This window comes from Cellulomonas sp. CW35 (genome assembly GCF_052378485.1).
Taxonomy (GTDB): Bacteria; Actinomycetota; Actinomycetes; order Actinomycetales; family Cellulomonadaceae; genus Cellulomonas; species Cellulomonas uda.
This window is the reverse complement of record NZ_CP199000.1, coordinates 438,657-461,721: the sequence shown is the minus strand read 5'-3', so window position 1 is coordinate 461,721 and position 23,065 is coordinate 438,657. Positions and strand designations below refer to the sequence as shown.

At 74.1% G+C, this 23,065-nt stretch carries 24 protein-coding genes, 2 tRNA genes and 1 other RNA gene; 11 read left to right on the top strand and 16 right to left on the bottom strand.

Going from position 1 to position 23,065, the window contains the following annotated elements:
• The first annotated feature begins 21 nt into the window (after positions 1 to 21).
• Positions 22 to 435 (top strand): hypothetical protein, encoded by a 414-nt coding sequence (locus ACT17Q_RS02185; protein WP_444664439.1) that lies wholly within the window; start codon positions 22 to 24, stop codon positions 433 to 435.
• 126 nt (positions 436 to 561) lie between these two features.
• Positions 562 to 1,239, top strand: a complete 678-nt coding sequence (locus tag ACT17Q_RS02180; RefSeq protein WP_094181056.1) for a Crp/Fnr family transcriptional regulator — start codon at positions 562 to 564, stop codon at positions 1,237 to 1,239.
• A 53-nt stretch (positions 1,240 to 1,292) separates the two neighbouring features.
• Here ACT17Q_RS02180 and ACT17Q_RS02175 read toward each other — a convergent pair whose 3' ends face one another.
• The 3 genes from ACT17Q_RS02175 to ACT17Q_RS02165 all read right to left on the bottom strand — a co-directional run bounded on the left by ACT17Q_RS02175 (position 1,293) and on the right by ACT17Q_RS02165 (position 2,289).
• Positions 1,293 to 1,778, bottom strand: coding sequence for a RidA family protein (locus tag ACT17Q_RS02175; RefSeq protein ID WP_141322415.1), 486 nt, complete (start codon positions 1,776 to 1,778; stop codon positions 1,293 to 1,295).
• Positions 1,778 to 1,936: a DUF4177 domain-containing protein gene (locus tag ACT17Q_RS02170; protein ID WP_094181058.1), complete on the bottom strand. Its 159-nt coding sequence runs from the start codon at positions 1,934 to 1,936 to the stop codon at positions 1,778 to 1,780. The genes ACT17Q_RS02175 and ACT17Q_RS02170 overlap by 1 nt, the downstream gene beginning before the upstream one ends.
• A gap of 62 nt (positions 1,937 to 1,998) precedes the next feature.
• Positions 1,999 to 2,289, bottom strand: a complete 291-nt coding sequence (locus ACT17Q_RS02165; RefSeq protein ID WP_094181059.1) for a WhiB family transcriptional regulator — start codon at positions 2,287 to 2,289, stop codon at positions 1,999 to 2,001.
• Between the two features lie 374 nt (positions 2,290 to 2,663).
• Here ACT17Q_RS02165 and ACT17Q_RS02160 point away from each other — a divergent pair, with 374 nt between their 5' ends.
• The 3 genes from ACT17Q_RS02160 (at position 2,664) to ACT17Q_RS02150 (ending at position 6,267) form a co-directional block, all read left to right on the top strand.
• Positions 2,664 to 5,135, top strand: a complete 2,472-nt coding sequence (locus ACT17Q_RS02160) for a transglycosylase domain-containing protein (RefSeq protein ID WP_444664436.1) — start codon at positions 2,664 to 2,666, stop codon at positions 5,133 to 5,135.
• Positions 5,132 to 6,094 (top strand): metallophosphoesterase, encoded by a 963-nt coding sequence (locus ACT17Q_RS02155; protein WP_444664434.1) that lies wholly within the window; start codon positions 5,132 to 5,134, stop codon positions 6,092 to 6,094. The genes ACT17Q_RS02160 and ACT17Q_RS02155 overlap by 4 nt, the downstream gene beginning before the upstream one ends.
• Positions 6,095 to 6,193: 99 nt before the next feature.
• A tRNA-Pro gene (locus ACT17Q_RS02150) sits at positions 6,194 to 6,267 on the top strand.
• Positions 6,268 to 6,351: 84 nt separating this feature from the next.
• Here ACT17Q_RS02150 and ACT17Q_RS02145 read toward each other — a convergent pair.
• The 7 genes from ACT17Q_RS02145 to ACT17Q_RS02115 form a co-directional block, all read right to left on the bottom strand.
• Positions 6,352 to 7,260, bottom strand: a complete 909-nt coding sequence (locus ACT17Q_RS02145) for a DUF4097 family beta strand repeat-containing protein (RefSeq protein WP_444664432.1) — start codon at positions 7,258 to 7,260, stop codon at positions 6,352 to 6,354.
• Positions 7,257 to 7,919 carry a response regulator transcription factor gene (locus tag ACT17Q_RS02140; RefSeq protein ID WP_141322519.1) on the bottom strand — a complete coding sequence of 221 codons (663 nt, stop codon included), beginning with the start codon at positions 7,917 to 7,919 and terminating at the stop codon, positions 7,257 to 7,259. Before ACT17Q_RS02140 ends, ACT17Q_RS02145 begins: the two co-directional genes overlap by 4 nt.
• Positions 7,907 to 9,331, bottom strand: a complete 1,425-nt coding sequence (locus ACT17Q_RS02135) for a sensor domain-containing protein (RefSeq protein ID WP_444664430.1) — start codon at positions 9,329 to 9,331, stop codon at positions 7,907 to 7,909. The genes ACT17Q_RS02140 and ACT17Q_RS02135 overlap by 13 nt, the downstream gene beginning before the upstream one ends.
• Before the next feature lie 198 nt (positions 9,332 to 9,529).
• Positions 9,530 to 10,588, bottom strand: coding sequence for an aspartate-semialdehyde dehydrogenase (locus ACT17Q_RS02130; protein ID WP_141322158.1), 1,059 nt, complete (start codon positions 10,586 to 10,588; stop codon positions 9,530 to 9,532).
• Positions 10,585 to 11,856, bottom strand: coding sequence for an aspartate kinase (locus tag ACT17Q_RS02125; RefSeq protein WP_094182341.1), 1,272 nt, complete (start codon positions 11,854 to 11,856; stop codon positions 10,585 to 10,587). The genes ACT17Q_RS02130 and ACT17Q_RS02125 overlap by 4 nt, the downstream gene beginning before the upstream one ends.
• A 134-nt stretch (positions 11,857 to 11,990) precedes the next feature.
• A complete protein-coding gene (locus ACT17Q_RS02120) occupies positions 11,991 to 12,449 on the bottom strand; it encodes a DUF4395 domain-containing protein (protein ID WP_094181066.1) in 459 nt (152 codons plus the stop codon).
• Between the two features lie 82 nt (positions 12,450 to 12,531).
• Positions 12,532 to 12,978, bottom strand: coding sequence for a thioredoxin family protein (locus tag ACT17Q_RS02115; RefSeq protein ID WP_444664427.1), 447 nt, complete (start codon positions 12,976 to 12,978; stop codon positions 12,532 to 12,534).
• A 164-nt stretch (positions 12,979 to 13,142) separates the two neighbouring features.
• On the opposite strand from ACT17Q_RS02115, the gene ACT17Q_RS02110 reads away from it, so the two are divergent.
• Both ACT17Q_RS02110 and ACT17Q_RS02105 read left to right on the top strand, forming a co-directional pair.
• Positions 13,143 to 14,195 (top strand): ABC transporter ATP-binding protein, encoded by a 1,053-nt coding sequence (locus ACT17Q_RS02110; RefSeq protein ID WP_141322162.1) that lies wholly within the window; start codon positions 13,143 to 13,145, stop codon positions 14,193 to 14,195.
• Entirely contained in the window at positions 14,192 to 15,298 is a 1,107-nt protein-coding gene (locus ACT17Q_RS02105) for an ABC transporter permease (protein ID WP_444664424.1), read from the top strand. Before ACT17Q_RS02110 ends, ACT17Q_RS02105 begins: the two co-directional genes overlap by 4 nt.
• A gap of 60 nt (positions 15,299 to 15,358) precedes the next feature.
• On the opposite strand, the gene ACT17Q_RS02100 is transcribed toward ACT17Q_RS02105, so the two are convergent.
• From ACT17Q_RS02100 to ACT17Q_RS02085, 4 genes are all read right to left on the bottom strand, one after another.
• A complete protein-coding gene (locus tag ACT17Q_RS02100; protein WP_444664422.1) occupies positions 15,359 to 15,937 on the bottom strand; it encodes a DUF5063 domain-containing protein in 579 nt (192 codons plus the stop codon).
• Positions 15,938 to 16,001: 64 nt separating this feature from the next.
• Entirely contained in the window at positions 16,002 to 16,601 is a 600-nt protein-coding gene (recR, locus tag ACT17Q_RS02095) for a recombination mediator RecR (RefSeq protein WP_094181071.1), read from the bottom strand.
• Positions 16,602 to 16,780: 179 nt separating this feature from the next.
• On the bottom strand, positions 16,781 to 19,747 hold the full coding sequence (locus ACT17Q_RS02090; RefSeq protein ID WP_444664420.1) for a DNA polymerase III subunit gamma and tau: 2,967 nt from the start codon (positions 19,745 to 19,747) through the stop codon (positions 16,781 to 16,783).
• Positions 19,748 to 19,841: 94 nt separating this feature from the next.
• A complete protein-coding gene (locus tag ACT17Q_RS02085) occupies positions 19,842 to 20,495 on the bottom strand; it encodes a LysE family transporter (RefSeq protein ID WP_444664418.1) in 654 nt (217 codons plus the stop codon).
• 132 nt (positions 20,496 to 20,627) lie between these two features.
• Here ACT17Q_RS02085 and ACT17Q_RS02080 point away from each other — a divergent pair, with 132 nt between their 5' ends.
• Both ACT17Q_RS02080 and ACT17Q_RS02075 read left to right on the top strand, forming a co-directional pair.
• A complete protein-coding gene (locus ACT17Q_RS02080) occupies positions 20,628 to 21,056 on the top strand; it encodes an Lrp/AsnC family transcriptional regulator (RefSeq protein ID WP_094181076.1) in 429 nt (142 codons plus the stop codon).
• A 1-nt stretch (position 21,057) separates the two neighbouring features.
• Positions 21,058 to 21,729, top strand: a complete 672-nt coding sequence (locus ACT17Q_RS02075; RefSeq protein WP_444664415.1) for a GNAT family N-acetyltransferase — start codon at positions 21,058 to 21,060, stop codon at positions 21,727 to 21,729.
• Between the two features lie 13 nt (positions 21,730 to 21,742).
• Here ACT17Q_RS02075 and ffs read toward each other — a convergent pair.
• Positions 21,743 to 21,839, bottom strand: an RNA gene (gene ffs, locus ACT17Q_RS02070) — signal recognition particle sRNA small type.
• A gap of 134 nt (positions 21,840 to 21,973) precedes the next feature.
• Between ffs and ACT17Q_RS02065 the strand changes: the two genes are divergently transcribed.
• Positions 21,974 to 22,058: transfer RNA gene (locus ACT17Q_RS02065), tRNA-Ser, on the top strand.
• A gap of 105 nt (positions 22,059 to 22,163) precedes the next feature.
• Positions 22,164 to 22,418, top strand: coding sequence for a hypothetical protein (locus ACT17Q_RS02060; protein ID WP_444664413.1), 255 nt, complete (start codon positions 22,164 to 22,166; stop codon positions 22,416 to 22,418).
• Here the strand turns inward: ACT17Q_RS02060 and ACT17Q_RS02055 are convergent.
• Entirely contained in the window at positions 22,415 to 22,906 is a 492-nt protein-coding gene (locus ACT17Q_RS02055) for a hypothetical protein (protein WP_094181079.1), read from the bottom strand. The two genes, ACT17Q_RS02060 and ACT17Q_RS02055, sit on opposite strands and share 4 nt — an antisense overlap.
• Between the last annotated feature and the right edge of the window lie 159 nt (positions 22,907 to 23,065).

The following is a 23,065-nucleotide window of genomic DNA, read 5'->3' as shown; positions in this document are numbered from 1 at the left end:
GGACGAGGAGGACGTACCACGATGACATCTGGGGGCGACCACGGCGTCCGCAGCCTGCGGCTCGACCGACGGGCGCTACGTGCCGAGAGCCAGCGCGTCGGCTGGTGGCGTCGGCTCGTACGCGCACGTCTCGACCTGGCCCTGGCGGCAGCCGCGCGGCCCGCACCGCTCGGTGAGGACGTCGCGTTCCAGCTGCCGCTCGACGTCACGCTCGGCGTGCCGCGCATGGGTGAGCTCGAGCGTCTGCTGCCGGACCTGCAACCGAGCGACATGCCCGCGATCGACCGGCTGCGCGCGCTGGACGAGCAGCTCGCGCTGTACGAGCAGGGCGTCACGGAGGCGCTCGCACGCACCACGGACCGTCTGATCTCGCGTCTCGCCGACCACCCGGCGTCCGCCGGCGACGTCGTGGCGACGCCACCGGTCCGTCGCTGACCCCCGCTCGCGCGGGACAGCGACGCCGGATGCGGCAGACTGGTGGGTGGATCTCGACGTGGCCGGGCCTCGGCGCGCCGGGTGAACCGGAGTGTTCCGGGCTGGATCGAGACGAAGGAGCGTGGCGTGGCCGAGGACGTCGTGCTGTCAGCACCGCTGTTCGCCGGACTGGACGAGGACGCGGCGCTCGCGCTCGTCGCGAGCATGACCCCGCTCGAGATGGTGCGAGGCGACGTGCTGTTCCACGAGGGCGAGCCGGGTGACCGGCTCTACATCGTGCGGGACGGCAAGATCAAGCTCGGTCGGCGCTCGACCGACGGGCGGGAGAACCTGCTCGCGGTGCTCGGCCCGGGCGAGATGTTCGGCGAGCTCTCGATGTTCGACCCGGGTCCCCGCACGGCCACCGCGACCGTCGTCGCCGACGCGGTCCTGCTCGAGCTCGACCACGACGACCTGGTCCGCTGGCTCGCCGACAACCCCGACGTGGCGCGGCACCTGCTGCAGGCGCTCGCGCGCCGGCTGCGCCGTACCAACGAGGCGCTCGCCGACCTCGTGTTCTCCGACGTGCCGGGCCGGGTGGCGAAGGCGCTGCTGGACCTGTCGACGCGGTTCGGCGAGCAGGTGGACGAGGGGGTGCGCGTCGCGCACGACCTCACGCAGGAGGAGCTCGCGCAGCTCGTCGGCGCCTCGCGCGAGACCGTGAACAAGGCCCTGGCCGACTTCGCCGCCCGCGGCTGGGTGCGCCGCGAGGGGCGTGCGGTCGTCCTGCTGGACATCGACCGCCTGGAGCGCCGCGCGCGCTGACACGCCTCGACGACGTCGGAGGCCCGGACCGTCGGTCCGGGCCTCCGTGGCGTCTACGCGGTCTCGACGACGATCTCGACCTCGACCGGGGAGTCGAGCGGCAGCACCGCGACCCCGACCGCGGACCGGGCGTGCACGCCCGCGTCACCGAGCACGTCGTGCAGCAGCAGGCTCGCGCCGTTGACGACCGCGGGCTGGCCGGTGAACGACGGGTCGCTCGCGACGAACCCGACGACCTTGACCACCCGCACGACCCGGTCGAGCGCGTCCGCACCCGCGGGCCCGCCCTCCCGCTCGACGAGCGCGGCCACCGCGGCGAGGGCGTTGAGCGCCGCGGTCCGGGCGAGCACCGTGGCCTCGTCGGGACCGACCTGCGCGCCGACCTTGCCGGTGGTCGGCAGCGCGCCGTCGACGAACGGCAGCTGCCCGGAGGTGTGCACGTGCGCGCCGCTGCGCACCGCCGGGACGTACGCCGCGACGGGCGCGGCCACCGACGGGAGCGTGAGCCCGAGCTCGGCGAGCCGCTGCGCGGCACCCATCAGGAGTCCAGCGGGCGCTTGAGGTAGGCGACGAGGCCGTCACCGGGCCCCGGGACCACCTGCACGAGCTCCCAGCCGTCGGAGCCCCACTGGTCGAGGATCGCCTTGGTCATGTGGATGATGAGGGGGACGGTCGCGTACTCCCACTTGGTCGCCATGCGCCCACCCTAGCCAGCCGCCCGCGCGGCCGTGCGTCCCGGCCACCGCCGCGACGGGTCGCTCAGTTCGGGACCAGCTCGCCGCGCGGGACGAGCTCCGACCACCACGAGCGGACCTCGGGCCGGCGCCGCAGCAGCGCGCGACGCTCCCGCTCGGTCATCCCGCCCCACACCCCGAAGTCCATGCGGTTGTCGAGCGCGTCCGCGAGGCACTCCAGCCGGACGGGGCACTGCTGGCACACCGACCGGGCGTCACGCTGCGCGGAGCCCTCGACGAACAGCGCGTCGGGCGAGACGTTCCCGGACCCGCAGGCCGCAGACGCGGTCCAGTGACCCTCCTTGGTCGCTACCACCGCGCCCCCTTGCTCGAAGTCGGCGAGGCCCCCGTCGCCGGTACCGTTCCCGGACCTCTGAGCGTCATTGGCTTTTACCACAAGGCGTCGTCGTCCGCTGGATGACTGGAAAACTAGCGCGTGATCTGGAATCTTGACGAGACTCCGATCGGGTCATCCCGAGGTGTGGACGCGCTCCCGCACGCGGTGACCGGATCGGGTGAACCGGGCACCCCGGCTCGACCCGACCGGGTGCACCCGACCGCGCGGACCCTCGTCGGGACCGGGGATGAGCGGTCACCCCACGGACGGTGGATGTGCAGGTCCGGTGCAGAGGTCCGGGTCCTCCCCTGGTACGAGGCGGTCGTCCAGGTGGGCCGACTACCCTGACGGGCATGCCGAACCCTGCCCGCACGCCTGCCCGCACGCGCGGCCGCCAGGTCAACGCCGTCCAGGCGCTGGCCCTCCTGCTGTCCTTCGTGCTGGTCGCCGGGATCGGCGGCGTGCTCGCCGCGGGGCTCGCCCTGCCGGGCGTCGCGATCGCGAACGCGGTGACGAACATGTCCGTCACCGCGTTCGACGACCTGCCCACCGAGCTCAAGCAGAGCCCGCTGCCCCAGAAGTCACGCATCCTCGCGTCCGACGGCACCACGCTCGCGACGTTCTACGACCAGGACCGCGTCGTCGTCCCGCTCGACCAGATCGCCGAGATCATGCAGAAGGCCGTGATCGCGACCGAGGACCGCCGGTTCTACCAGCACGCGGGCGTCGACGTCATGGGCATGTTCCGTGCGGCCGCGCGCAACGCGCTGCACGTCTCGCAGGAGGGCGCGTCCACGCTCACGCAGCAGTACGTCAAGAACGTGCTGATCGACGCGGCCCTGAACGAGGACACCGAGGAGGCGAAGCTCGCCGCCATCGAGGAGGCCCGCGCCGACGAGGGCACCGAGGGCCTCGCGCGCAAGCTCCGCGAGGCGAAGCTCGCGATCACGCTCGAGAAGACGATGTCCAAGAACGAGATCCTCGAGAAGTACCTCAACATCGCGGCGTTCGGCACCAACGTCTACGGCGTCGAGGCCGCCTCGCAGCGCTACTTCGGGATGCGCGCGAGCAAGCTCAACTACCTGCAGGCCGCGACGATCGCCGGCATCACCAAGTCGCCGTCGTACTGGGACCCGCTGAAGTACCCGAAGCGGGTGGAGAAGCGCCGCAACACGGTGCTGAGCCTCATGCTCCGCGAGGGCTACATCACGGAGAAGGAGTTCAAGGAGGGCAAGAAGACGCCCATCGAGGACACCCTCAACCCCCAGTCCGCCAAGCTCGGCTGCATGTCGGCCGGCGAGACCGTGCCGGGCTCGGGGTTCTTCTGCGACTACGTCACCAAGGTCATCGCGAACGACCCCGCGTTCGGTGAGACCGCCAAGGAGCGGCGCCACCTGCTGCTCACGGGCGGCCTGACCATCTGGACGACGCTCGACAAGGACATGCAGGCCGACGCCGACAAGGAGGTCAAGGCCGGGATCCCGGTCGACGACTCCTCCGGCATCGGCACCGCGATGGTCGTCGTCGAGCCCGGGACGGGCCAGATCAAGGCCATGGCGCAGAACCGCGTGTACAACAACACGCTCGAGCACGGCGACCGCGAGACCGCGGTGAACTTCACCGCGGACAACGCGTTCGGCAGCGCCTCGGGCTTCCCGCCCGGCTCGACGTTCAAGCCGTTCACGCTGCTGCAGTGGCTCAAGGAGGGGCACTCGCTCTACGAGGTCCTCAACGCGACGAAGATGTCGTACAACCTCTCGGAGTTCAAGGCGTCGTGCACCAACCTGACCGGGACCTGGGACTTCAACAACGCCGAGGGCGGCAAGGGCGTCATGACCGTCCTGCAGGGCACCATGAACTCGGTGAACTCGGCGTACGTCGCCATGGCGAGCAAGGTCGACCTGTGCGGCATCTTCACCGGTGCGGCCGAGCTGGGCGTCGTGAAGGCCGGTGGGCTCGCCGGCGACGGGCAGATCGACCCGCTGCCCGCGAACGTCCTCGGCTCGCAGTCCGTCTCGCCGCTCACGATGGCCTCCGCGTTCGCCACGTTCGCCGCCGACGGCAAGTACTGCAAGCCCATCGCCGTCCTCAAGGTCACCAAGAGCGACGGCAAGGAGCTCGAGGTGCCGAGCGCCGGGTGCAGCCAGAAGATCGACCAGAACATCGCCAAGACGATGAACTACGCGCTCAGCAACGTCTGGAAGGGCACCGCGAAGGGCGTCAAGCAGCCCGGCTTCGCCGCCGCGGGGAAGACCGGCACGACGTCGCAGAACGAGCACACGTGGTTCGTCGGCTACACGCCCAAGCTGTCCGCCGCCGTGTGGGTCGGCCACACCGACGGCATGAAGTCGATGCACGGCCTGACGATCAACGGCAACTACTACGGCGGGTACGGCGGCGGTCCGTGGGGCTCGTCGATCGCCGCGCCCACCTGGGTCCGGTTCATGGAGGACGCGCTCGGCGACCAGGACAACCCGTCCTTCGACGAGCCGCCGGCCAAGTACATCTACGGCGAGAAGATCTCCGTGCCGTGGGTGGTCGGCCAGACCGAGGACGAGGCGCGTCGGACGCTCGCGTCGCACGGGTTCCAGGTCGTCGTCTCCAGCGAGCGCATCGAGTCGGACGTGCCCGAGGGCCGGGTCGCCCGGCAGGACCCGAGCGGGTCCGCGACCGCCGGCTCCGTCATCACGCTCACGCTGTCGAGCGGCAAGAAGGACCGCGACCCGTGCGAGGTGAACCCCGACCACCCGGCCTGCCAGGGCGACCAGCCCGGACCCCCCGGACGCGACCGCGGCGGCCGTGACGACGCCGCTGTGAAGCCGTGACGGGAGCCTCGCTCGCCCGCGCCACGGGGGGCCTCGTCGCGCTCGCCGCGGCGGGGGTGGCGTGGGGCCTGGTCGAGGCCCGCTGGTACACGCTGCGCGAGGTGACGGTCCCCGTGCTGCCGAGCGGGCACGACCCGCTGCGGGTGCTGCACGTCTCCGACCTGCACCTCACGCCGGAGCAGGACCGCAAGGCCGCGTGGGTGCGCGAGCTCGCGCAGCTCGACCCGCACCTCGTCGTCGACACGGGCGACAACTGGGCGCACCTCGAGTCGTTCGGCCTGCTCGCGCACGCGCTCGAGCCGCTGCTGGCCCGCCCGGGCGTGTTCGTCATGGGCTCCAACGACTACGTCGCGCCGCAGCCCAAGAACCCGGCGCGGTACCTGCGCGCCGACGCGCGCTCCACTCCCCCGCAGCCCCCGCAGGAGCTGCCGTGGCGCGAGATGGTGCGCCTGTTCCGCTCCGCGGGCTGGCTGGACCTCGACAACCACCGGGGCGTCCTGGACGTCGCGGGGCGGCGCGTGTCGTTCGTCGGGACCGACGACGCGCACCTCGACCGGGACCGGATGCCCGCCGCGGGCGGTCCCGACGACGCCCGCACCGAGCCCGGCCCGGCCGGGACGCCGGGCGTCGACCTGCACGTCGGCGTGACCCACGCGCCCTACCAGCGCGTCCTCGACGCGTTCCTGGCCGACGACGCCGACCTGGTCCTCGCGGGCCACACGCACGGCGGCCAGCTCGCCGTCCCCGGCTGGGGTGCGCTCGTGACGAACTGCGACCTCGACCCGGGCCGTGCCAAGGGCCTGCACGGCTGGCCCGGGCCCCGTCCCGACGCGCCGGGTGGGGCCGGCTCGACGTGGCTGCACGTGAGCGGCGGCCTGGGCACGTCTCCGTACGCACCCGTGCGGTTCGCGTGCCGCCCGGAGGCGACGCTCCTCACCCTGGTCCCCGCCGAGCACTGACCGGACGCGGGCCGGACCCGAGCCGGACCCGGGCCCGTCTCGGGGCGGGACGGATTCGGAGATCCGGGGGTCGGTCAGGTAGTCTGAGCGGGCTTTCCACGGGGTGTGGCGCAGCTTGGTAGCGCGCTTCGTTCGGGACGAAGAGGTCGTGGGTTCGAATCCCGCCACCCCGACAGCAGATGGGCCCTCACGCCCCGGCGATCATGCCGGGGCGTGAGGGCCCATCGCTTTCGCGCCGTCGCGCCGGACACGGTCCGTCAGGAGCGCGGGGGCAGGTAGCTCACCGAGCCGTTGGACGAGTGGATCGTCACGTGCACGGGGGCCGCGGGGTCCGTGGGGGCCTCGGTGCGCTGCGAGCCGTTCGAGGTGCGGATGTCGAGCGCGACGGGCCGGCCCGTGCCGTGCACGGTCACGCTGCCGTTGCTGGACGTGGCGGTGATGTCGTCGTGGGCCTCGGCGACCTGCACGTCACCGTTGCTGGACTCGGCGACGACGACGCCCTGCACGTCCTCGACCTCGACGCGGCCGTTGCTCGAGCGCGCCTCGACCGAGGCGGCGCCGCGCACGACCACCGAGCCGTTGCTCGACGTGGCGCGCACCGACCCGGTGACGTCACGCACGTCGACGCTGCCGTTGCTCGAGCGCGCCACGAGGTCGCCGCCCATCGCGGAGGCCTCGACGCGGCCGTTGCTGGAGCGCAGGTCCGCGTCACCGAGCACCCCGGTGGCACGGACGTCGCCGTCGGAGGTCCGCACGACGATCGCGGTGCCCGCGGGCAGCGTGACGTCCAGGTCGGTGTCGCAGTCCCACACCCAGCCCCACGAGCACTGGTAGGAGACGACGAGCCGGTCCGAGGACGCGCTCGCCGCGTAGTGCGGGTCGACGAACGCGAACCGCGCCTCGCGCGAGACGTGCACCTCGTCGGACCCGCCGGCGGTGACGGTCACGCGGCCGTCGGCGACGAGCTCGACGGTCGGCGCGACCGCGTACGTGGCGTCACCGGTGGTCTTCTCACGGGCGATGAGGCTCGTGACGTCGAGGGCGGCCCACACGATCGCGAGGGCGCCGATCGTGCCGCCGACCCACAGCAGGGCCTTGGCCCAGCCGGAGGTGCGCGGGTCGCGCACCGGTGCGGGCGGCGTGGGGGTCTGGGTGGCGGTGCTCATGACTCTCCGTTCGGTCGGTGCTCGAGCCAGCGCAGCACGGCCAGGACGCGACGGTGGTCGTCGCTGTCCGGCGGCAGCCCGAGCTTGGTGAGGATCGAGGTGACGTGCTTCTCCACGGCGGGCAGCCCGATGAACAGGCGCTCGGCGATCGCGGAGTTGGAGCGGCCCTCCGCGACGAGCGCCATGACCTCCCGCTCGCGCGGGGTGAGGTCCTCCAGGCCGGTCCGGGTCGCGCGCGCCATGATCTGCGCGACGACCTCCGGGTCGATCACGGTGCCGCCGGCCGCGATCCGGGAGATCGCGTCGAGCAGCTCGTCGACGTCGGTCACGCGGTCCTTGAGCACGTAGCCCAGGCCGCGCACGTCACCCGCGAACAGGTCGCGGGCGTAGCGCTGCTCGACGTACTGCGAGAGCACGAGCACGGGGAGCCGCGGGTGCAGGCTGCGCAGGTGGATCGCGGCGCGCAGACCCTCGTCGGTGTGCGAGGGAGGCATCCGCACGTCGGTCACCAGCACGTCGGGGACCGCCGCGTCGGGGCCGAGCGCCGCGACGAGCTCGTCGGCGGTCTTGTAGCCGGTGACGTCGTGCCCCTCGGCGGTCAGCAGCCGGGTCAGGCCGTCCAGGAGGAGGACCGAGTCCTCCGCGATCACGATGCGCACGGGAGCTCCACGGTGAGGGTCGTGCCGGCCCCGGCGGGGCTGGCGAGGTCGAAGGTGCCGTCCAGGGCGGCGACGCGGCTGCGCAGGCCGTCGAGGCCCGAGCCGGGTGTCGCCTCGGCTCCCCCGCGCCCGTCGTCGGAGACGACGAGCCGCAGCGTGGTGCCGTCGCACGCGACCGCGACCTGCGCGGAGCGCGCCTGGGCGTGCTTGGCGACGTTGGTGAGCGCCTCGGCGACGACGAAGTACGCGGCGGCCCGTGCGGCGGTGCCGCACTGCTCGAGCGTGTCGTCGTCGGGCGTCCGGACGGTCACCGGGATCGGCGAGCGGGACGCGAGCGCGCTGAGCGCGGCGTCGAGGCCGCGGTCGGTGAGGACGGCCGGGTGGATGCCGCGCACCAGGTCGCGCAGCTCGGCGAGGGTCTCCTGGATCTCGCGGTGCGCGTGGTCCAGCGCGGCGGCGGCCACCTCCGGGTCCTGTGCGCCGCGGCGCTTGGCCGCGCCGAGCTCGAGGCCCAGGGCGACGAGGCGCTGCTGCGCGCCGTCGTGCAGGTCCCGCTCGATGCGGCGGCGCTCGTCGTCGGCGGCGCCCACGACGAGGTGACGGGTCTCCTCCACGTGCGCGACGCGTGACTCGGCGCGCTCGCGCGCGGCGTCGGCCACCGCGACCTCGTACGCGGACCGCGGGGCGCCGAGCATCCCGCGGGCCATGCGGACGTGCAGGAGCGTGGTCGCCTGCGCCGCGAGCGCCGCGAGCCACAGCGCGACGAGCCCGGCGAGCACCAGGGCCGCGGTGAGGAGCCACGTGGGCCAGCCGAGCCAGTCCTCGAGCAGCGGGCCGGTGCCGTAGACGGGCGCGAGGATTCCGGCGAGGCCGCCACCACCGAGGCCGACGACGAGCGCGAACGAGAGCGACGACGTGAGGGTCGCCAGCGCCGCGTAGCCGAGGGCGGCCCAGGCGCGCGTGTCGCGCAGCGGGGCGAGGTAGCGCGACCACCAGCCCGGTCCGCCGCGGTGGGCGGGCACGGGGGGCGGGACCAGCGCACCGGTCTGGGCGCCGAGCCGCGCGATCTCGGCGCGGGCGAACCCCCGGGCCGCGCGCAGGACGAGCGGGAGCATGAGCAGGCCGACGCCGAAGACGAGGACGAACGACACCGCGATCGGCACGACGGTCAGCACGACGGTGCCGACCGTGACGAGCCAGAGGAAGCCGATGGTCGTCTGCGCGAGCGCACGCCACGTCTCGGGCGTGACGGGTGCGAGCGCGAACCGCCCCGAGTCGGCCAGCGCGGGCGCCACGGTGGCGAGGTCGCGGGACGTGGGCGGGAAGGCGGCGTCGACCGGGTCGACGGGCTGGTCGACGGGCTGGTCGACGGGCCCGGAGGGGACCGGGCCGCGAGCGAGCTGCGAGGTCATGCCACGAACCTACGGGCCCCCTGGCCTGCGTCGACATCCCGTCGCCCCACCAGGTCACGGTAGGGAGAACCCCCGGTCACGCGCGCCGACCCCGCGGTTGCTCCGGCTCACGTGCGTCGGAGCCGGAGGAACCGCGGGGTCGGCGGGGGTGGGTCGGGGTGGGTCGGGGTGGGTCGGGGTGGGTCGGGGCGGGCGGGGTCAGGCCGTCGCGCGGGCCGTCAGACGCGTCGCCAGCAGCTCGGCGATCTGCACCGCGTTGAGCGCGGCACCCTTGCGCAGGTTGTCGTTCGAGATGAACAGCGCCAGACCGCGGCCCTCGGGCGCGCCCTCGTCGGCCCGGATGCGTCCGACGAGCGAGGGGTCCTGACCGGCGGCCGCGAGCGGCGTCGGGACGTCCTCGAGGCGCACGCCGGGCGCGTCGGCGAGCAGCTCACGCGCCCGCTCCGGGCTGATCGGCCGCTCGAACTCCGCGTTCACCGAGAGCGAGTGGCCCGTGAACACCGGGACCCGCACGCACGTGCCGGAGACCAGCAGGTCCGGCACCGACAGGATCTTGCGCGACTCGTGCCGCAGCTTCTGCTCCTCGTCGGTCTCGTTGCGGCCGTCGTCGACGACCGAGCCCGCGAGCGGGATCACGTCGAACGCGATCGGCGCGACGTACTTCACGGGGTCGGGGAACGACACCGACGAGCCGTCGTGCACCAGGCCGAGGGTGTCCTGCTCGACCGCCGCACGGACCTGGCTGTCGAGCTCCTGCGCACCGGCGAGGCCCGAGCCGGACACCGCCTGGTACGTCGAGACGACGAGGCGGCGCAGGCCGGCCTCCTCGTGCAGCGGGCGCAGCACCGGCATCGCGGCCATCGTCGTGCAGTTCGGGTTCGCGACGATGCCGAGCGGGATCTCGTCGAGCGCGTCCGGGTTCACCTCGGACACGACGAGCGGCACCTGCGGGTGACGCCGCCACGCGGAGGAGTTGTCGACGACGACGGCGCCCGCCGCCGCGAAGCGCGGGGCGTGCTCCTTGGAGGTCGAGCCACCCGCGGAGAACAGCGCGATGTCGATGCCCGACAGGTCGGCCGTCGCGACGTCCTCGACGACGACCTCCTGGTCACGCCACGGCAGGGTGCGCCCCGCGGACCGGGCCGACGCGAAGTAGCGGATGGACGCGACGGGGAAGTCGCGCTCGTCGAGCAGGCGGCGCATGACCGCCCCGACCTGGCCGGTCGCGCCGACGACGGCGATGGTCAGCCCGCTCATCGTCCGGTCCCCCCGTACACCACGGCCTCGTCCTGCTCGGCGTCCAGCTCGAACGCCGTGTGCACCGCGCGCACCGCGTCGTCCAGGTCGTCGGCCCGCGTCACCACCGAGAGCCGGATCTCCGAGGTGGAGATCATCTCGATGTTGATGCCCGCGTCGGCCAGCGCGGCGAACAGCTTCGCCGAGACGCCCGGGTGCGACTTCATGCCCGCGCCGACGAGCGAGAGCTTGCCGATCGAGTCGTCGAACTGCAGCGAGTGGAACCCGATGTCGGGCTGGCGCTCGGTCAGCGCGGTGAGCGCCGCGGTCCCGTCGAGGGCAGGCAGCGTGAACGAGATGTCGGTCAGGCCCGTCGCGGCGACCGACACGTTCTGGACGATCATGTCGATGTTCACGCCGGCGTCGCCGACGACCTGGAAGATCCGTGCGGCCTTGCCCGGGACGTCCGGCACGCCGACGACGGTGATCTTGGCCTCCGAGCGGTCGTGCGCGACGCCCGCGATGATCGGCTGCTCCACGTCTGAGTCCTCGTTCTTCTCGTTGGTGACCAGCGTGCCCGTGTGGTTGGTGAACGACGAGCGCACGTGGATGGGGACGGAGTAGCGGCGGCCGTACTCGACGCACCGCAGCATGAGCACCTTGGCGCCCGACGCGGCGAGCTCGAGCATCTCGTCGTAGGAGACCCGGTCGAGCTTGCGGGCGGTCGAGACGATCCGGGGGTCGGCGGTGAACACGCCGTCGACGTCCGTGTAGATCTCGCAGACGTCGGCGCCCAGGCCCGCCGCGAGCGCGACCGCCGTGGTGTCCGAGCCGCCGCGGCCCAGCGTCGTCACGTCGTTCGTCGACTCCGTGACGCCCTGGAAGCCCGCGACGATCGCGACCTGGCCCTTCTCGACGGTCTCGCGCACGCGCGTCGGGACCACGTCGACGATGCGGGCCTTGCCGTGCACGGCGTCGGTGATGACGCCCGCCTGCTGGCCCGTGAAGGACTTCGCGCGCACCCCGAGGTTGTTGATCGCCATCGCCAGCAGCGACATCGAGATGCGCTCACCCGCCGTGAGGAGGATGTCCATCTCACGCTGCGGCGGCAGGGGCGAGACCTGCTTCGCGAGGTCGAGGAGGTCGTCGGTGGTGTCACCCATGGCCGACACGACGACCACGACGTCGTCCCCGGCGCGCTTCGCCGCGGCGATGCGCTTGGCCACCCTCTTGATGCTCTCGGCGTCCGCTACCGACGAACCGCCGTACTTCTGCACGACAAGTGCCACGTGCTGCTCCATCTGTCGCCGGTCGCCGTCTGTCTCAACGGCCCGCCGGGTCCTCCTGGTCGCAGGGATCGTAAACGCCGCCGGCGCGCGAGGGCCAGCAGTATCAGGATGCGGTCGTCATCAGGATGCGGCCGTCACGGCCGGCGCGCGCGCAGGCGCACGCCCAGCAGGTACAGCTCGCAGCCGAGGCACAGCCCGAACACCGCGTTGAGGAACGCCGCGACCAGCGCGAACGCGGCCGCGAGCGGCACGGCCCACGCCGCGCCGAGCAGCGCGCCCAGCACGCCCAGCGCCGTGATCACCAGGCCGACGAGCTGCGCGAACCGCGGCGGGCGCGGGTCCTCGAGCTCGGCGGGCGGCACGAGGCGGGGGCGCACGACCGCGGCGAACACCCGGCCCTGCCACGTGGCGCCCACGCCACCGACCGCACCGAGCGCGAAGCTCGCGGCGACCAGCGCGAGCAGCACGGTCGCCGCGAGCGAGCCGCCGAGCAGCAGGACGAGGACGAGCAGGACGGCGGTGACGCCGGCCCCGAACCGCGGCCCGCGCGGGTCGACGCCGACCGAGGTGGTGGTCGCAGAGGCAGTGGTCATGACGGCTCCAGGTGGGGGGAGTCCGACGACGCGCGTCGCCGGAGGACGGGCGACGGGCGGTGGTCCCGCGGGGGCGGGAGGGTCAGCGGGCCGGCGCCACGTCCGGACAGGACGCGAGCGCGGCGAGGGCCTGCCGGCGGTCGGTCGCACCGGACATGCGGCCGACCACCGAGCCGTCGTGCGCGAGCACGAACGTGGTGGGGGTGCGCAGCACGTCGAGGCGGCGCACCAGGTCCAGGTGCTGTGCGGCGTCGAGCTCGACGTGCACCACGCCGGGCTCCTGCGCGGCGACCGCGGACAGCACGCGGTGCGTCGAACGGCACGCGCTGCAGACCTCGCTCGAGACCTGCAGGAACGTCGCGCGGGCACCGAGCGGCACCGTCACCTCGTCGGGCGTCAGGACGACGAGGTCGGCGGCCGCGGCGCTCGTCGGCGCGGCGCGGAACCGGCCGTTGCGCGTCCGCCACACGACCCCGAGCACGGAGGCGAGCGCGAGGACCACCGCGACGAGCGCGACTTCCTTCACCATGCCTCCCGGGTCGAGGCGCTCACGATAACCCGACCGAGCCGGTCAAGGTAGGCGGCGGTCGGCACGCGGACGGACGCCACCCGACCGGGTGATGACGCGCGCCACCGGCAGATCCACCCGCAGGACGACTCCGCGGCCGGGCTCCGGCTCCTAGGGTCGCTCGCATGACCGACACTCCCGCTCCCCCCGAGGGGCCGCCGGCGCCCCCGACCCCGGCACCCGGCCCCGGGCCCGCGGCGGCAGCAGCGCCCAGCCCGGCGCCGGGCGTCGTCGTGCGCGACCTGCGCCGCGCGTTCGGCTCCGTGCAGGCGCTCGACGGCGTCTCGTTCACCGCCCGCTCGGGAGCCGTGACCGCGCTCGTCGGGCCCAACGGCTCGGGCAAGACCACGCTCCTGCTCGTGCTCGCGGGACTGCTCGTGCCGGACGCGGGCGAGGTCCGCGTCGCGGGCCACGACCCGGTCACCGACGGCCTCGCCGCGCGCGGCCGCACCGGCTGGATGCCCGACGCGTTCGGCACGTGGGACTCGCTCACCGCGCGCGAGGTGCTGCACACGTTCGGCGCCGCGTACCGGCTCGACCCCGCGACCGCGCGCCGCCGGGCCGCCGAGCTGCTCGCCACCGTGCACCTCACCGAGTACGCCGACCGCCCGGCGTCCGTGCTCTCCCGCGGGCAGAAGCAGCGGCTCGGCCTGGCCCGCGCGCTCGTGCACGACCCGCAGGTGCTGCTGCTCGACGAGCCCGCCTCGGGCCTCGACCCGCGCTCGCGCGTCGACCTGCGCCTGCTGCTGCGCCGCCTCGCCGACGAGGGCCGCACCGTGATCGTCTCCAGCCACATCCTCGCCGAGCTCGAGGAGATGGCCGACGACGTCGTGTTCGTCTCCCGCGGCCGCACCGTCACGTCCGACGAGCTCGGCGCCGGCACGGTGCGCGCGGGGGCAGCGGCGAGCGCGACGTGGCACGTGCGCGCCCTGTCCTACGCGGCGCTCGTCGGCTGGCTCACGGCCGCCGGGGCGTCGTGGCGGCCCGACGACGAGCAGGACCCCCACCAACCGCCACGTGAGGAGCCCGGAGGCGTGCTGCTCACGGTCGACGGCGACGAGGGTGCGGCGCGGCTCGTGCGCGACGCGGTCACCGCCGGCGTCCCGCTGGTCTCGCTCGCGCCCGCGGCGGGCGCGCTCGAGCGCGCGTACCTGGCACTCGAGGAGGAGCGGCGATGACGCAGACGATCGAGGTACCGGCGGCGGCACCCGCCCCGGGCACGCCCCGCATCCGCGGCCGGTGGAGCCTGACCTGGCACGGCGTGCGCACGGTCGCGGCCCTCGAGCTGCGCCAGCGCGTGCGCTCGACCCGGTGGGTCGTCGCGCTCGTCGTGTGGACCGTCGTCATCGGGGCGCTCACCCTCCTGATGCTCGGTGCGCTCGGCACGGTGTTCGGCACCGGCGACGCGGGGATGACGCGCGCCAGCCAGGGGCCCGTGCTGTTCGCCGCCGTGACGTTCCTGGTGCTCGGGCTCGGGCTGCTCGTCACGCCGACGCTGTCCTCCACCTCCGTCAACGGCGACCGCAACGCGGGCACGCTCGCGACGCTCCAGGTCACGCTCCTGACGCCCGCGGAGATCGCCCTCGGCAAGCTGCTCGCCGCGTGGGCCGCCGCGTGCGCGTTCCTCGTCCTGAGCGTGCCGTTCCTCGCGCTCGCGACCGCGTCCGGGCCGACCTCCTGGTGGGCCCTGCTGCGCGTCGTGCTGCTGATCGCCGCGCTGCTCGTCGCCGTCTGCGCGATCGGGCTGGGCATGTCCGCACTCGTGTCCCGCACCGCCGGGTCGACCGTGCTGACGTTCATCGTCGTCGCGGCCGTCACGTTCCTGTCGCCCATGCTGTTCGGGCTGACCTACGGCTCCGTCACATCCACCGACCGCGTCCAGGTCTACTCGATGCCCGACGACTGGGACGGCTCCGCGGACGTGGAGTGCGTCTGGCGCTCGGGCGAGCGGGACGTCGCGCACACCGAGCGCACGTGGTGGCTGCTCGCCGTGAACCCCTTCGTCGTCGTCGCCGACGGCGCGGGACGCACCGCCCTCGACGACGAGTCCGACGTCCTGGGCGGCCTGCGGCACGTCGTCCGGCAGGTGCGCGCCGGGGCCGAGGGCAAGGTCGACGAGTGCTGGATGAACGACGACTTCGAGGGCGCCACGAGCGACGCACCCGTGTGGCCCTGGGGACTCGGCCTCAACCTCGCGCTCGGCGCCGTGGGCTACGTGCTCGCCGTGCGGCGCCTGTCCATCCCGACCCGCACGCTGCCCCGCGGGACCCGCGTGGCCTGACGCAGGCGGGGTCCTCGCCGAGCCCGGTCCGGGGTACTCCCGGGCCGGGCTCGGTCACGCTCAGGGCTGCAGCGCGTCGTACTCCGCCTCGGTCGCGACGTCGTCGTCCACGTCCAGGCGCAGGTGCGCGAGCGTCACCTGCAACGTGCGCAGCGTGCTCGACGCACGCTCCCCCCAGTCGGACAGGTACGAGAACTGCCACCACCACAGCGCCTCGAGCACACCGCCGCGCTCGTGGTGCCGCAGACCCTGCACCACCGCGCCCGCGATCGCCACCAGGTCGCCCGACACCGTCGCCGCCGCGACCTCCGCACCCAGCAGCGGGTCGACGACCTCGACGTACTCGTCGATGCCCTCGAACGCGTTCGCCAGCCCCGCACGCAGCGGCTCGACGTCCGGGTCCGGGCCGACGTCCGGCTCGAACCGCTCGACGGGCACCACGTCCGTCGTCGCACCCAGGCGCGCCCCCACCGCCAGCAGGTCCGAGACCGCGAGCAGCAGCAGCGGCAGCCCCGCCTCCGGGTTCGCACCCGCGGCGACCTCCGTCACCGTCGTCAGGTACGAGCGGGACTCCGTCGCCATCGCCTCGGCGATGGAGCGCAGGTCGTCGTCGGGCGGGAGGACAGCCGAGGAGCTCATCCGCCCATCCTCCGCGTCGCGGGCGCGCGTGTCATCCGACGCGCAGGCCGTCCCGGCGCGCCCGTCACGCCGAGAGCAGGCGACGACCCTCGAACGCGCGGCCGAGCGTGACCTCGTCGGCGTACTCCAGGTCCCCGCCCACGGGCAGGCCCGACGCCAGACGGCTCACCGTCAGGCCCATCGGCAGGAGCAGCCGCGCGAGGTACGTCGCCGTCGCCTCACCCTCGACGTTCGGGTCCGTCGCCAGGATCACCTCGGTGACCGTGCCGTCCGCGAGGCGACGCATGAGCTGCGCGATGCGCAGGTCGTCCGGTCCCACCCCCGCGATCGGGTTGATGGCGCCGCCGAGCACGTGGTACTTCCCGCGGAACTCCCGCGTGCGCTCGATCGCGACGACGTCCTTCGCCTCCTCGACCACGCACAGGACCGTCGGCGAGCGCCGCGGGTCCTTGCAGATCCGGCACTGCGGCTCCTGCGCCACGTTCCCGCACGTCTCGCAGAACGTCACGCGCTCCTTGGCCTCGATGAGCGCGTCCGCGAGCCGCCGCACGTCCGCCGGGTCCGCCGCCAGCACGTGGAACGCGATGCGCTGGGCGCTCTTGGGGCCGACCCCGGGCAACCGCCCGAGCTCGTCGATCAGGTCCTGGACCGCGCCCTCGTACACGCCCCCAGCGTACGTGCTGCCACCCCCACGACCCGCCTCCCGCGCCCACCCCCGCCGCCGCTGGTGAAGTCGCGCGTCTCTCGCACGGTCGTGCGTCTCTCGCGAGGTCGTGCGTTCGACTGCGCGACTTCCCGAGAGACCCACGACCTCATCGCGGGGGCGGCGGGGGGGCGGGGGTGTCAGGGGCGGGGGTCGTCGAGCTGTTCGTCGATGACGGTGCCGCCGAGGATCTGCGCGACGAGCGGCGCGCCGACCAGGCCCGACGAGGCCATGTCCGGGTCGTCCGGGGACGCGTCGAAGTACGGGTCGCTCGGGACGCTCGGCGCGGGCCGACGAGGCGCGCTCGCCGACCGCTGCGGCGCCGCCGCCGCGAGCCGCTGCGCGCGGGCCACCGCGGACTCGACCGCGCTCATCGCCCGCGGCCCCGGGCCGGCCCCCTCGCGGCCCGAGGGTGCCCTGGCCGCAGTCGATGCGACCGACGACGACGCGGCCGCAGGCCGCCCGACCGAGGACGATGCGGCTGCGGACGGTGCGGCTGCGGACGGTGCGGCTGCGGGCGAGGCGGCTGCGGGCGAGGCGGGCGCCGCCGGGATGGTGGCAGGCAGGCCCCAGGACGCAGCCGCGTCCTCGGGCGAGATCACACCGGGAGCGGTCAGGGTCGCACGAGGTGGGGCGGGCGCCGGGTCGGCTGCGGGCATCGCCGGGTCGGGTGCCGGCGACGACGGGTGCGCCGGGGCGGAGGCGGGCATCGGGGCCGCCGCGCGGACCGGGTCGGGTGTCGTCGGAGTCTCGGCCGGGACGTGCGTCGCCCAGGGGTCGTCGGGCTCCTCCGGGGGCACCCAGTCGTCCTGGGGGGCGTTGCCGTCCTGGGGGGCGCTGCCGTCCTGAGGGGCGCTGCCGTCCTCGAGGCCGGGACGACCCGCGCGCGCTCCCGCCCGAGGCTCTTCGCCCGGCTCGGCGGGGTGGTCGGCCGCTCGTGTGCCGGACGCCCGGTGGCCCTCCGCGTCGGCGTCGCCCGAGTCCGCGACCGCGGTGGCGCTCGCCTCGTCTGCACGCGGTTGGGCGGACCGCGTCGCGCCGGCAGGACGCTGCTCGGCAGCACGCCGCTGAGCGGGACGCTCGTGACCCGGCCGCTCCTGCGCGGAACCCTGCCGGCTCGGGCCCGGCTGCGGGCGTGCGACAGCCGGCTGAGCCGCGCGGGCGTCACCGGTGACCGCCTCGACACGGACCTGGAACCCGAGCGTCTCGTGGACCGCGCGCGAGACGACGTCGGCGTGCGGGCCGCCGCGGAACGCGTGGGCGAGCTCGGGCGTGGTGAAGGCGAGGCGCAGCGTCGTCGCGTCGAGCTCGGCGACCTGTGCGTTGTTCGGGTCGACGAGCGCACCGGTCACCCGACGCAACGAGCGGACCGTGTCGAGCACCTCGGGCCAGCGACGACGCAGCGTCTCCGTCTCGGAGACCGCCTGCACCCGCACGGCCTCGAACGGCGCCTCGTCCTCGGAGGACACCTCACCGTCGGAGGACATCTCGCCGTCGGAGGACGCGTCGCCCTCGGTCGTCGCCTCACCCTCGGCCGGCACGTCCTCCTCGGGGGGCGCTGCCGTCTCGGGTGACGCACCACCCACCGGCGTGGCGACGTCGTCGACGTCGTCCGGCGTCACGACGTGGTCGACCGCCGGCACGGGGACATCGGGCTCGTCGGGCACGCGCCCCGCCCCGGTCTGGACGGGCACGGGCACGGCGGCCACGGGCTCAGGGCTCACGGGCGCGGCGGCCACGGGCTGGACGGACGCGGGGACCGCGGACGGCTGCTCCGCGTCGCCGCGCTGCGCGGCCCGGTGCGCCGCGAGCACGGCACGTGCGGCGTCCGCACCCCGGCCGGCACCACCCAGCCGGACGGGCGGCGCAGGCTCGCTGCCCGCAGGAGCAGCGGAGACGCTCTCGGCGGCGGCTGCCGGTGCCGCGCCCGCGATGGCCGGCAGACCCCGCTCGAGGCGGTCGAGCCGTGCGGCGAGCCCGACGCGCTGGTCGTCGGCGGCCGGGAGCAGCAGGCGGGCCATGAGCAGCTCGAGGTGCAGGCGCGGCGAGGTCGCGCCGGTCATCTCGGTCAGGGCGGCGTTGGTCAGGTCGGCGGACCGCGACAGCTCGGCGGCGCCGAGCCGCGCGGACTGCACGCGCATCGCGGCGAGCTGGTCCTCCGGCAGCCCGCGCAGGGCCGCACCCGCGGCCTCGCCGGCGGCGTCGAGCACGATGAGGTCACGCAGGCGCTCGAGGAGGTCCTCGACGAACCGGCGCGGCTCGTGGCCGGTCGCGATCACGCGCTCGACCACGCGGAACGCGGCACCGCCGTCGCCCGCAGCGATCGCGTCCACCACGTCGTCCAGGAGCGCGCCCTGCGTGTAGCCGAGCAGCGCAGCCGCGCCGTCGTAGTCGATGCCGGACTCGTCGGACCCGGCGATGAGCTGGTCGAGGACCGAGAGCGTGTCGCGCACGGACCCCCCGCCCGCGCGCACCACGAGCGGGAGGACACCCCCGCCGACGGGCACGCCCTCGCGGCCGCACAGCTCCTCGAGGTAGGGCAGCAGGACGTCGGGCGGCACGAGCCGGAACGGGTAGTGGTGCGTCCGGGAGCGGATGGTGCCGATGACCTTGTCGGGCTCGGTCGTCGCGAACACGAACTTCACGTGCGGTGGCGGCTCCTCGACGATCTTCAGCAGGGCGTTGAAGCCCTGCGTGGTGACCATGTGGGCCTCGTCGAGGATGAAGATCTTGAACCGGTCCCGCGCGGGGGCGAACGTCGCGCGCTCGCGCAGCTCACGCGCGTCGTCCACACCACCGTGGCTCGCGGCGTCGATCTCCACCACGTCGAGCGAGCCCGGCCCGCCGCGCGCGAGCTCGACGCACGACTCGCACGTCCCGCAGGGCGTGTCGGTGGGGCTGGCGTCGGTGTTCGCCGCGCAGTTGAGGATGCGCGCGAGGATCCGCGCGCTCGTCGTCTTGCCGCACCCGCGCGGCCCGGAGAACAGGTAGGCGTGGTTGACCTGACCCGAGCGCAGCGCCTGGCGCAGGGGCGCGGTGACGTGGTCCTGGCCGATCACCTCGGCGAACGTCTCCGGCCGGTAGCGGCGGTACAGCGCTGTGGTCACCCCCGAACCCTAGACGCCCCCGCCGACACCGTCCGCCCCCGCCCACAGCCGCCGACGACACGCCGCACGGCGCGCCCCGGCGTGCCGCCGCAGGTCAGCCGACGACCATCCCCGCGGCCAGCACGACGACGAGCGCGGAGCCCAGTGGCGCGGACCACTCGTGCCACCGCGGCCCGAGGCGCCCGCCGGCCCACGCGCCCGCGAGCGCGAGCCCGCTCTGCCACGCGAGGGACGCGACCCCCGCCCCGACGGCGAACGCCACGAGCGTGCCGGTCCCGGCGACCAGCCGGCCCGCGAGCCCGGTGGCGACGGTCGCGAAGATCAGGGCGGTCGCGGGGTTCAGCGCGGTGACGACGACGAACCGCGCCCACACCCGCAGCACACCGCCGCCCACCGCACGAGCCGGCTCGTCCTGCGGCACCGGGACGACCGCGGTGTGCCGCGTGCGCCACCAGCGCAGGACCCCCGCCACCCCGACGACGCCGAGCACCACCGCGCCACCGACGCGCAGCCACTGCTCGTGGCCCGTGAGCAGCCGGCTGACCTGCGTGCCGAGCAGGACCGCGACCAGCGCGTACGCGAGGTCGACGCTCGCCACCCCGCCGGCGGCCGCGAGGCCCGCGCTACGGCCGCGCACGAGCGCCTCGCGCACGATCAGCACCGCGACCGGGCCGACGGGCACCGCGACGGACAGCCCCGCGACCGCGCCGAGCACGGCTGCGGTGGTCACGCTCGACGCGTCGGTCATGACGCGCATCGTCGTCGTCGCGCATCCCGCGCCGCGAGCCCGACCGCGCGATCCGCCGCCGGACCTCGGCAACCGAGCGCCTCGCCCGTCCAGACCTCGCAGATCCGCGGCGAGACGGCGAGAATCGTCGCCATGGACCGCATCGACGAGCGCATCCTGCACGAGCTCACCGCCGACGCCCGCCTGCCCTACCGCGAGCTCGGCGCGCGCGTCGGCCTGTCCGCCAACGCCGCAGCGGCGCGCGTGCGGCGCATGCAGGACGAGGGCGTGATCCGGGGCTTCACGGTCGTGCGGGGGTCGTCCGCGGGCTCGTCGTCGGCCGGTCTGGAGGTCTTCGTGGAGGTGCGGCTCGCGGAGGGGACGACGAACGAGCGGTTCACCGCGGTGCTCGCCGCGGACTTCCCCGGCGTGCTCGACGCGGTGCACGTGACAGGGTCGTACGACTACCTGCTGCACGCCGTGGTCGCCGACCCGGCCGCGCTCGACCAGCTGGTGCGGCGCCTCAAGCGCGAGGCCGGCGCCGCCCAGACGTTCACCCGCCTCGCGCTGCGGGGAGCCTGACGTGCACATCCGGACGACGACGAGCCCCGTCGACCTCACCCGCGTCCACGACGACGTGCTGCGTCCCTCGTTCCCCGACGACGAGCTCGCGGACCTGCCCACGCTGCAGGCGATGCTCGCGGACGGCACGCTGCGGCTCGTCGTCGCCCAGGACGAGCACGGTCTGCGCGGCGCCGCGATCGCCGAGTGGTTCCCCGCCACGGGCGTCCTGCTTCTCGCGTACCTGGCGATCGCACCCGGCGCGCGCGGCGGCGGGGTCGGCAGCAGGCTCCTCGACCACGCGGTCGACGCGTGGCGCACCGACCTGGACCCGTGGCTCGTCGTCGCCGAGGTCGAGGACCCCGCGCAGCACACCGGCTCCGAGGAGCACGGCGACCCGACCGCCCGGCTGCGGTTCTACCGGCGGCACGGCGCACGCGTCCTCCCGCTGCCCTACACGCAGCCCGCCATGCACGCGGGCGGTCGCCGCGTGCCGGGGCTGCTGCTGCTCGCGCTGTGCGCGTCGGGTGACCGGCTGGCGGGCGTCGCGGCGGACGGCACGTGGCTCGTCCCGACCGCGCCGCTGCGCGCGTTCCTGGAGGAGTACTTCACCCTCTCGGAGGGGACGGCCCCCACCGGGCCCGAGTGGGACGCGATCGTCGGCGCACTGACCGGGGACACGATCCGCGCCTGACCTCGCGGGGGAAAGTGAGGACCCCCCGCACACCCGCCAGAGCTCACCTACCCTTGCTGCCTTCCGGCCCTGGGGGAGTTCGGCAAGATGACGCCGCACGAGGGGTCTGGGAGAAAGCCTAACCCAGAGCGTCGGTCCTCCAGCACCCGGCGCTGGTACCGGCCCGGCCCTCGGACGGAGACACTCGGTTCCTCCGCTAGACTCCTACCCGCGGTCGTGCCGGTAGCCCGGTCCGACGGCACCTGGAGGATTCGCCTAGTGGCCTATGGCGCACGCTTGGAAAGCGTGTTGGGTGCAAGCCCTCGGGGGTTCGAATCCCCCATCCTCCGCCGACACGAAACGGCCCCTCACCTGCAAAAACGCGGTGAGGGGCCGTTTCTCGTCTACGCTGCGGGAACACCACGGGGAACACCGACGCCCCAGGAGGACCTCCGATGAGCCCCAAGCCCCTCGCTCGGCAGCGCGCCGACGGCGGCGTGACGTACCAGGTCAAGTGGCGCTTGGGCGGCACCCGCGCGGGGGCGTGGGCGTCCGAGTCCTTCACCAGCGAGCGTGCAGCGCAGCGGTTCTGTCTCGACGTCGAGGATGCTGGGATGCAGTGGCCCGACGGGTGGGTCAAGGGCCAGGGTTACGTCCAGGCCGTCGAGCCCGCGGCGCCCGTCCCGACGTTCGCGGACGTAGCTGCCTAGCCGGCGGACGCGACCTCGCTGGTCGCCTTCAGCACCAGATCGGCGTCATCGTCCGCGGCGGGCCAGACATCGAGGTGGATCGCTTCGGTGCTGGGGTCGAGTGTGTCGTCCCACACGGCGTCACGACCGCGCGCGCTCACACGCACGACGTAACGACCCGGACCGTTCGATGCGAGCGCCGTTGCGTCGCGGCTCTCGTTTCCCCACCCGACGAGATCCCACGAACCCGACGGGCAGTTCGCGACCACCTGCGCGACATCTTCCCACGCGTCCAAGTCCGTTGTGGGCTCGACGTCGTGTGACGCCCACGTGACGTCAACGGCACCGCCGCCGATACCCGTGGAGATCAGCAAACCGGACGTGGTGAACGCCCCAACGAGGTGGCACAAGACGTCCGCCGGGTAGGGGTCGAGCTCGCCCTCGTCGATCACGCAGAACTGGTGGTAGTCGACAGAAACTCGCGCCGTGCCTTCGGCGAGTACCGTCATCTAGATCACCTTCACTGTAAACCACTCGTCAGCGACGACGCGGTTGGTTTGCAGGAAACTCTGGTAGTCCCACCCGCCGGCGCTGTTTTCGTCTCCGACGATGGCACACCGGGAGTGTCCCGCGTCATCGTTCATGGTGCAGAGCCCGGCCATCGGCCG

Bases quoted from the DNA above. Each gene is read 5' to 3' on its own strand.
- ACT17Q_RS02185 (WP_444664439.1), top strand. From the start codon at position 22: ATGACATCTGGGGGCGACCACGGCGTCCGCAGCCTGCGGCTCGACCGA.
- ACT17Q_RS02175 (WP_141322415.1), bottom strand. From the start codon at position 1,778: ATGGGTGCCGCGCAGCGGCTCGCCGAGCTCGGGCTCACGCTCCCGTCG.
- ACT17Q_RS02170 (WP_094181058.1), bottom strand. From the start codon at position 1,936: ATGGCGACCAAGTGGGAGTACGCGACCGTCCCCCTCATCATCCACATG.
- ACT17Q_RS02160 (WP_444664436.1), top strand. From the start codon at position 2,664: ATGCCGAACCCTGCCCGCACGCCTGCCCGCACGCGCGGCCGCCAGGTC.
- ACT17Q_RS02145 (WP_444664432.1), bottom strand. From the start codon at position 7,260: ATGAGCACCGCCACCCAGACCCCCACGCCGCCCGCACCGGTGCGCGAC.
- ACT17Q_RS02135 (WP_444664430.1), bottom strand. From the start codon at position 9,331: ATGACCTCGCAGCTCGCTCGCGGCCCGGTCCCCTCCGGGCCCGTCGAC.
- ACT17Q_RS02130 (WP_141322158.1), bottom strand. From the start codon at position 10,588: ATGAGCGGGCTGACCATCGCCGTCGTCGGCGCGACCGGCCAGGTCGGG.
- ACT17Q_RS02120 (WP_094181066.1), bottom strand. From the start codon at position 12,449: ATGACCACTGCCTCTGCGACCACCACCTCGGTCGGCGTCGACCCGCGC.
- ACT17Q_RS02115 (WP_444664427.1), bottom strand. From the start codon at position 12,978: ATGGTGAAGGAAGTCGCGCTCGTCGCGGTGGTCCTCGCGCTCGCCTCC.
- ACT17Q_RS02110 (WP_141322162.1), top strand. From the start codon at position 13,143: ATGACCGACACTCCCGCTCCCCCCGAGGGGCCGCCGGCGCCCCCGACC.
- ACT17Q_RS02105 (WP_444664424.1), top strand. From the start codon at position 14,192: ATGACGCAGACGATCGAGGTACCGGCGGCGGCACCCGCCCCGGGCACG.
- ACT17Q_RS02100 (WP_444664422.1), bottom strand. From the start codon at position 15,937: ATGAGCTCCTCGGCTGTCCTCCCGCCCGACGACGACCTGCGCTCCATC.
- ACT17Q_RS02085 (WP_444664418.1), bottom strand. From the start codon at position 20,495: ATGACCGACGCGTCGAGCGTGACCACCGCAGCCGTGCTCGGCGCGGTC.
- ACT17Q_RS02080 (WP_094181076.1), top strand. From the start codon at position 20,628: ATGGACCGCATCGACGAGCGCATCCTGCACGAGCTCACCGCCGACGCC.
- ACT17Q_RS02060 (WP_444664413.1), top strand. From the start codon at position 22,164: ATGAGCCCCAAGCCCCTCGCTCGGCAGCGCGCCGACGGCGGCGTGACG.
- ACT17Q_RS02055 (WP_094181079.1), bottom strand. From the start codon at position 22,906: ATGACGGTACTCGCCGAAGGCACGGCGCGAGTTTCTGTCGACTACCAC.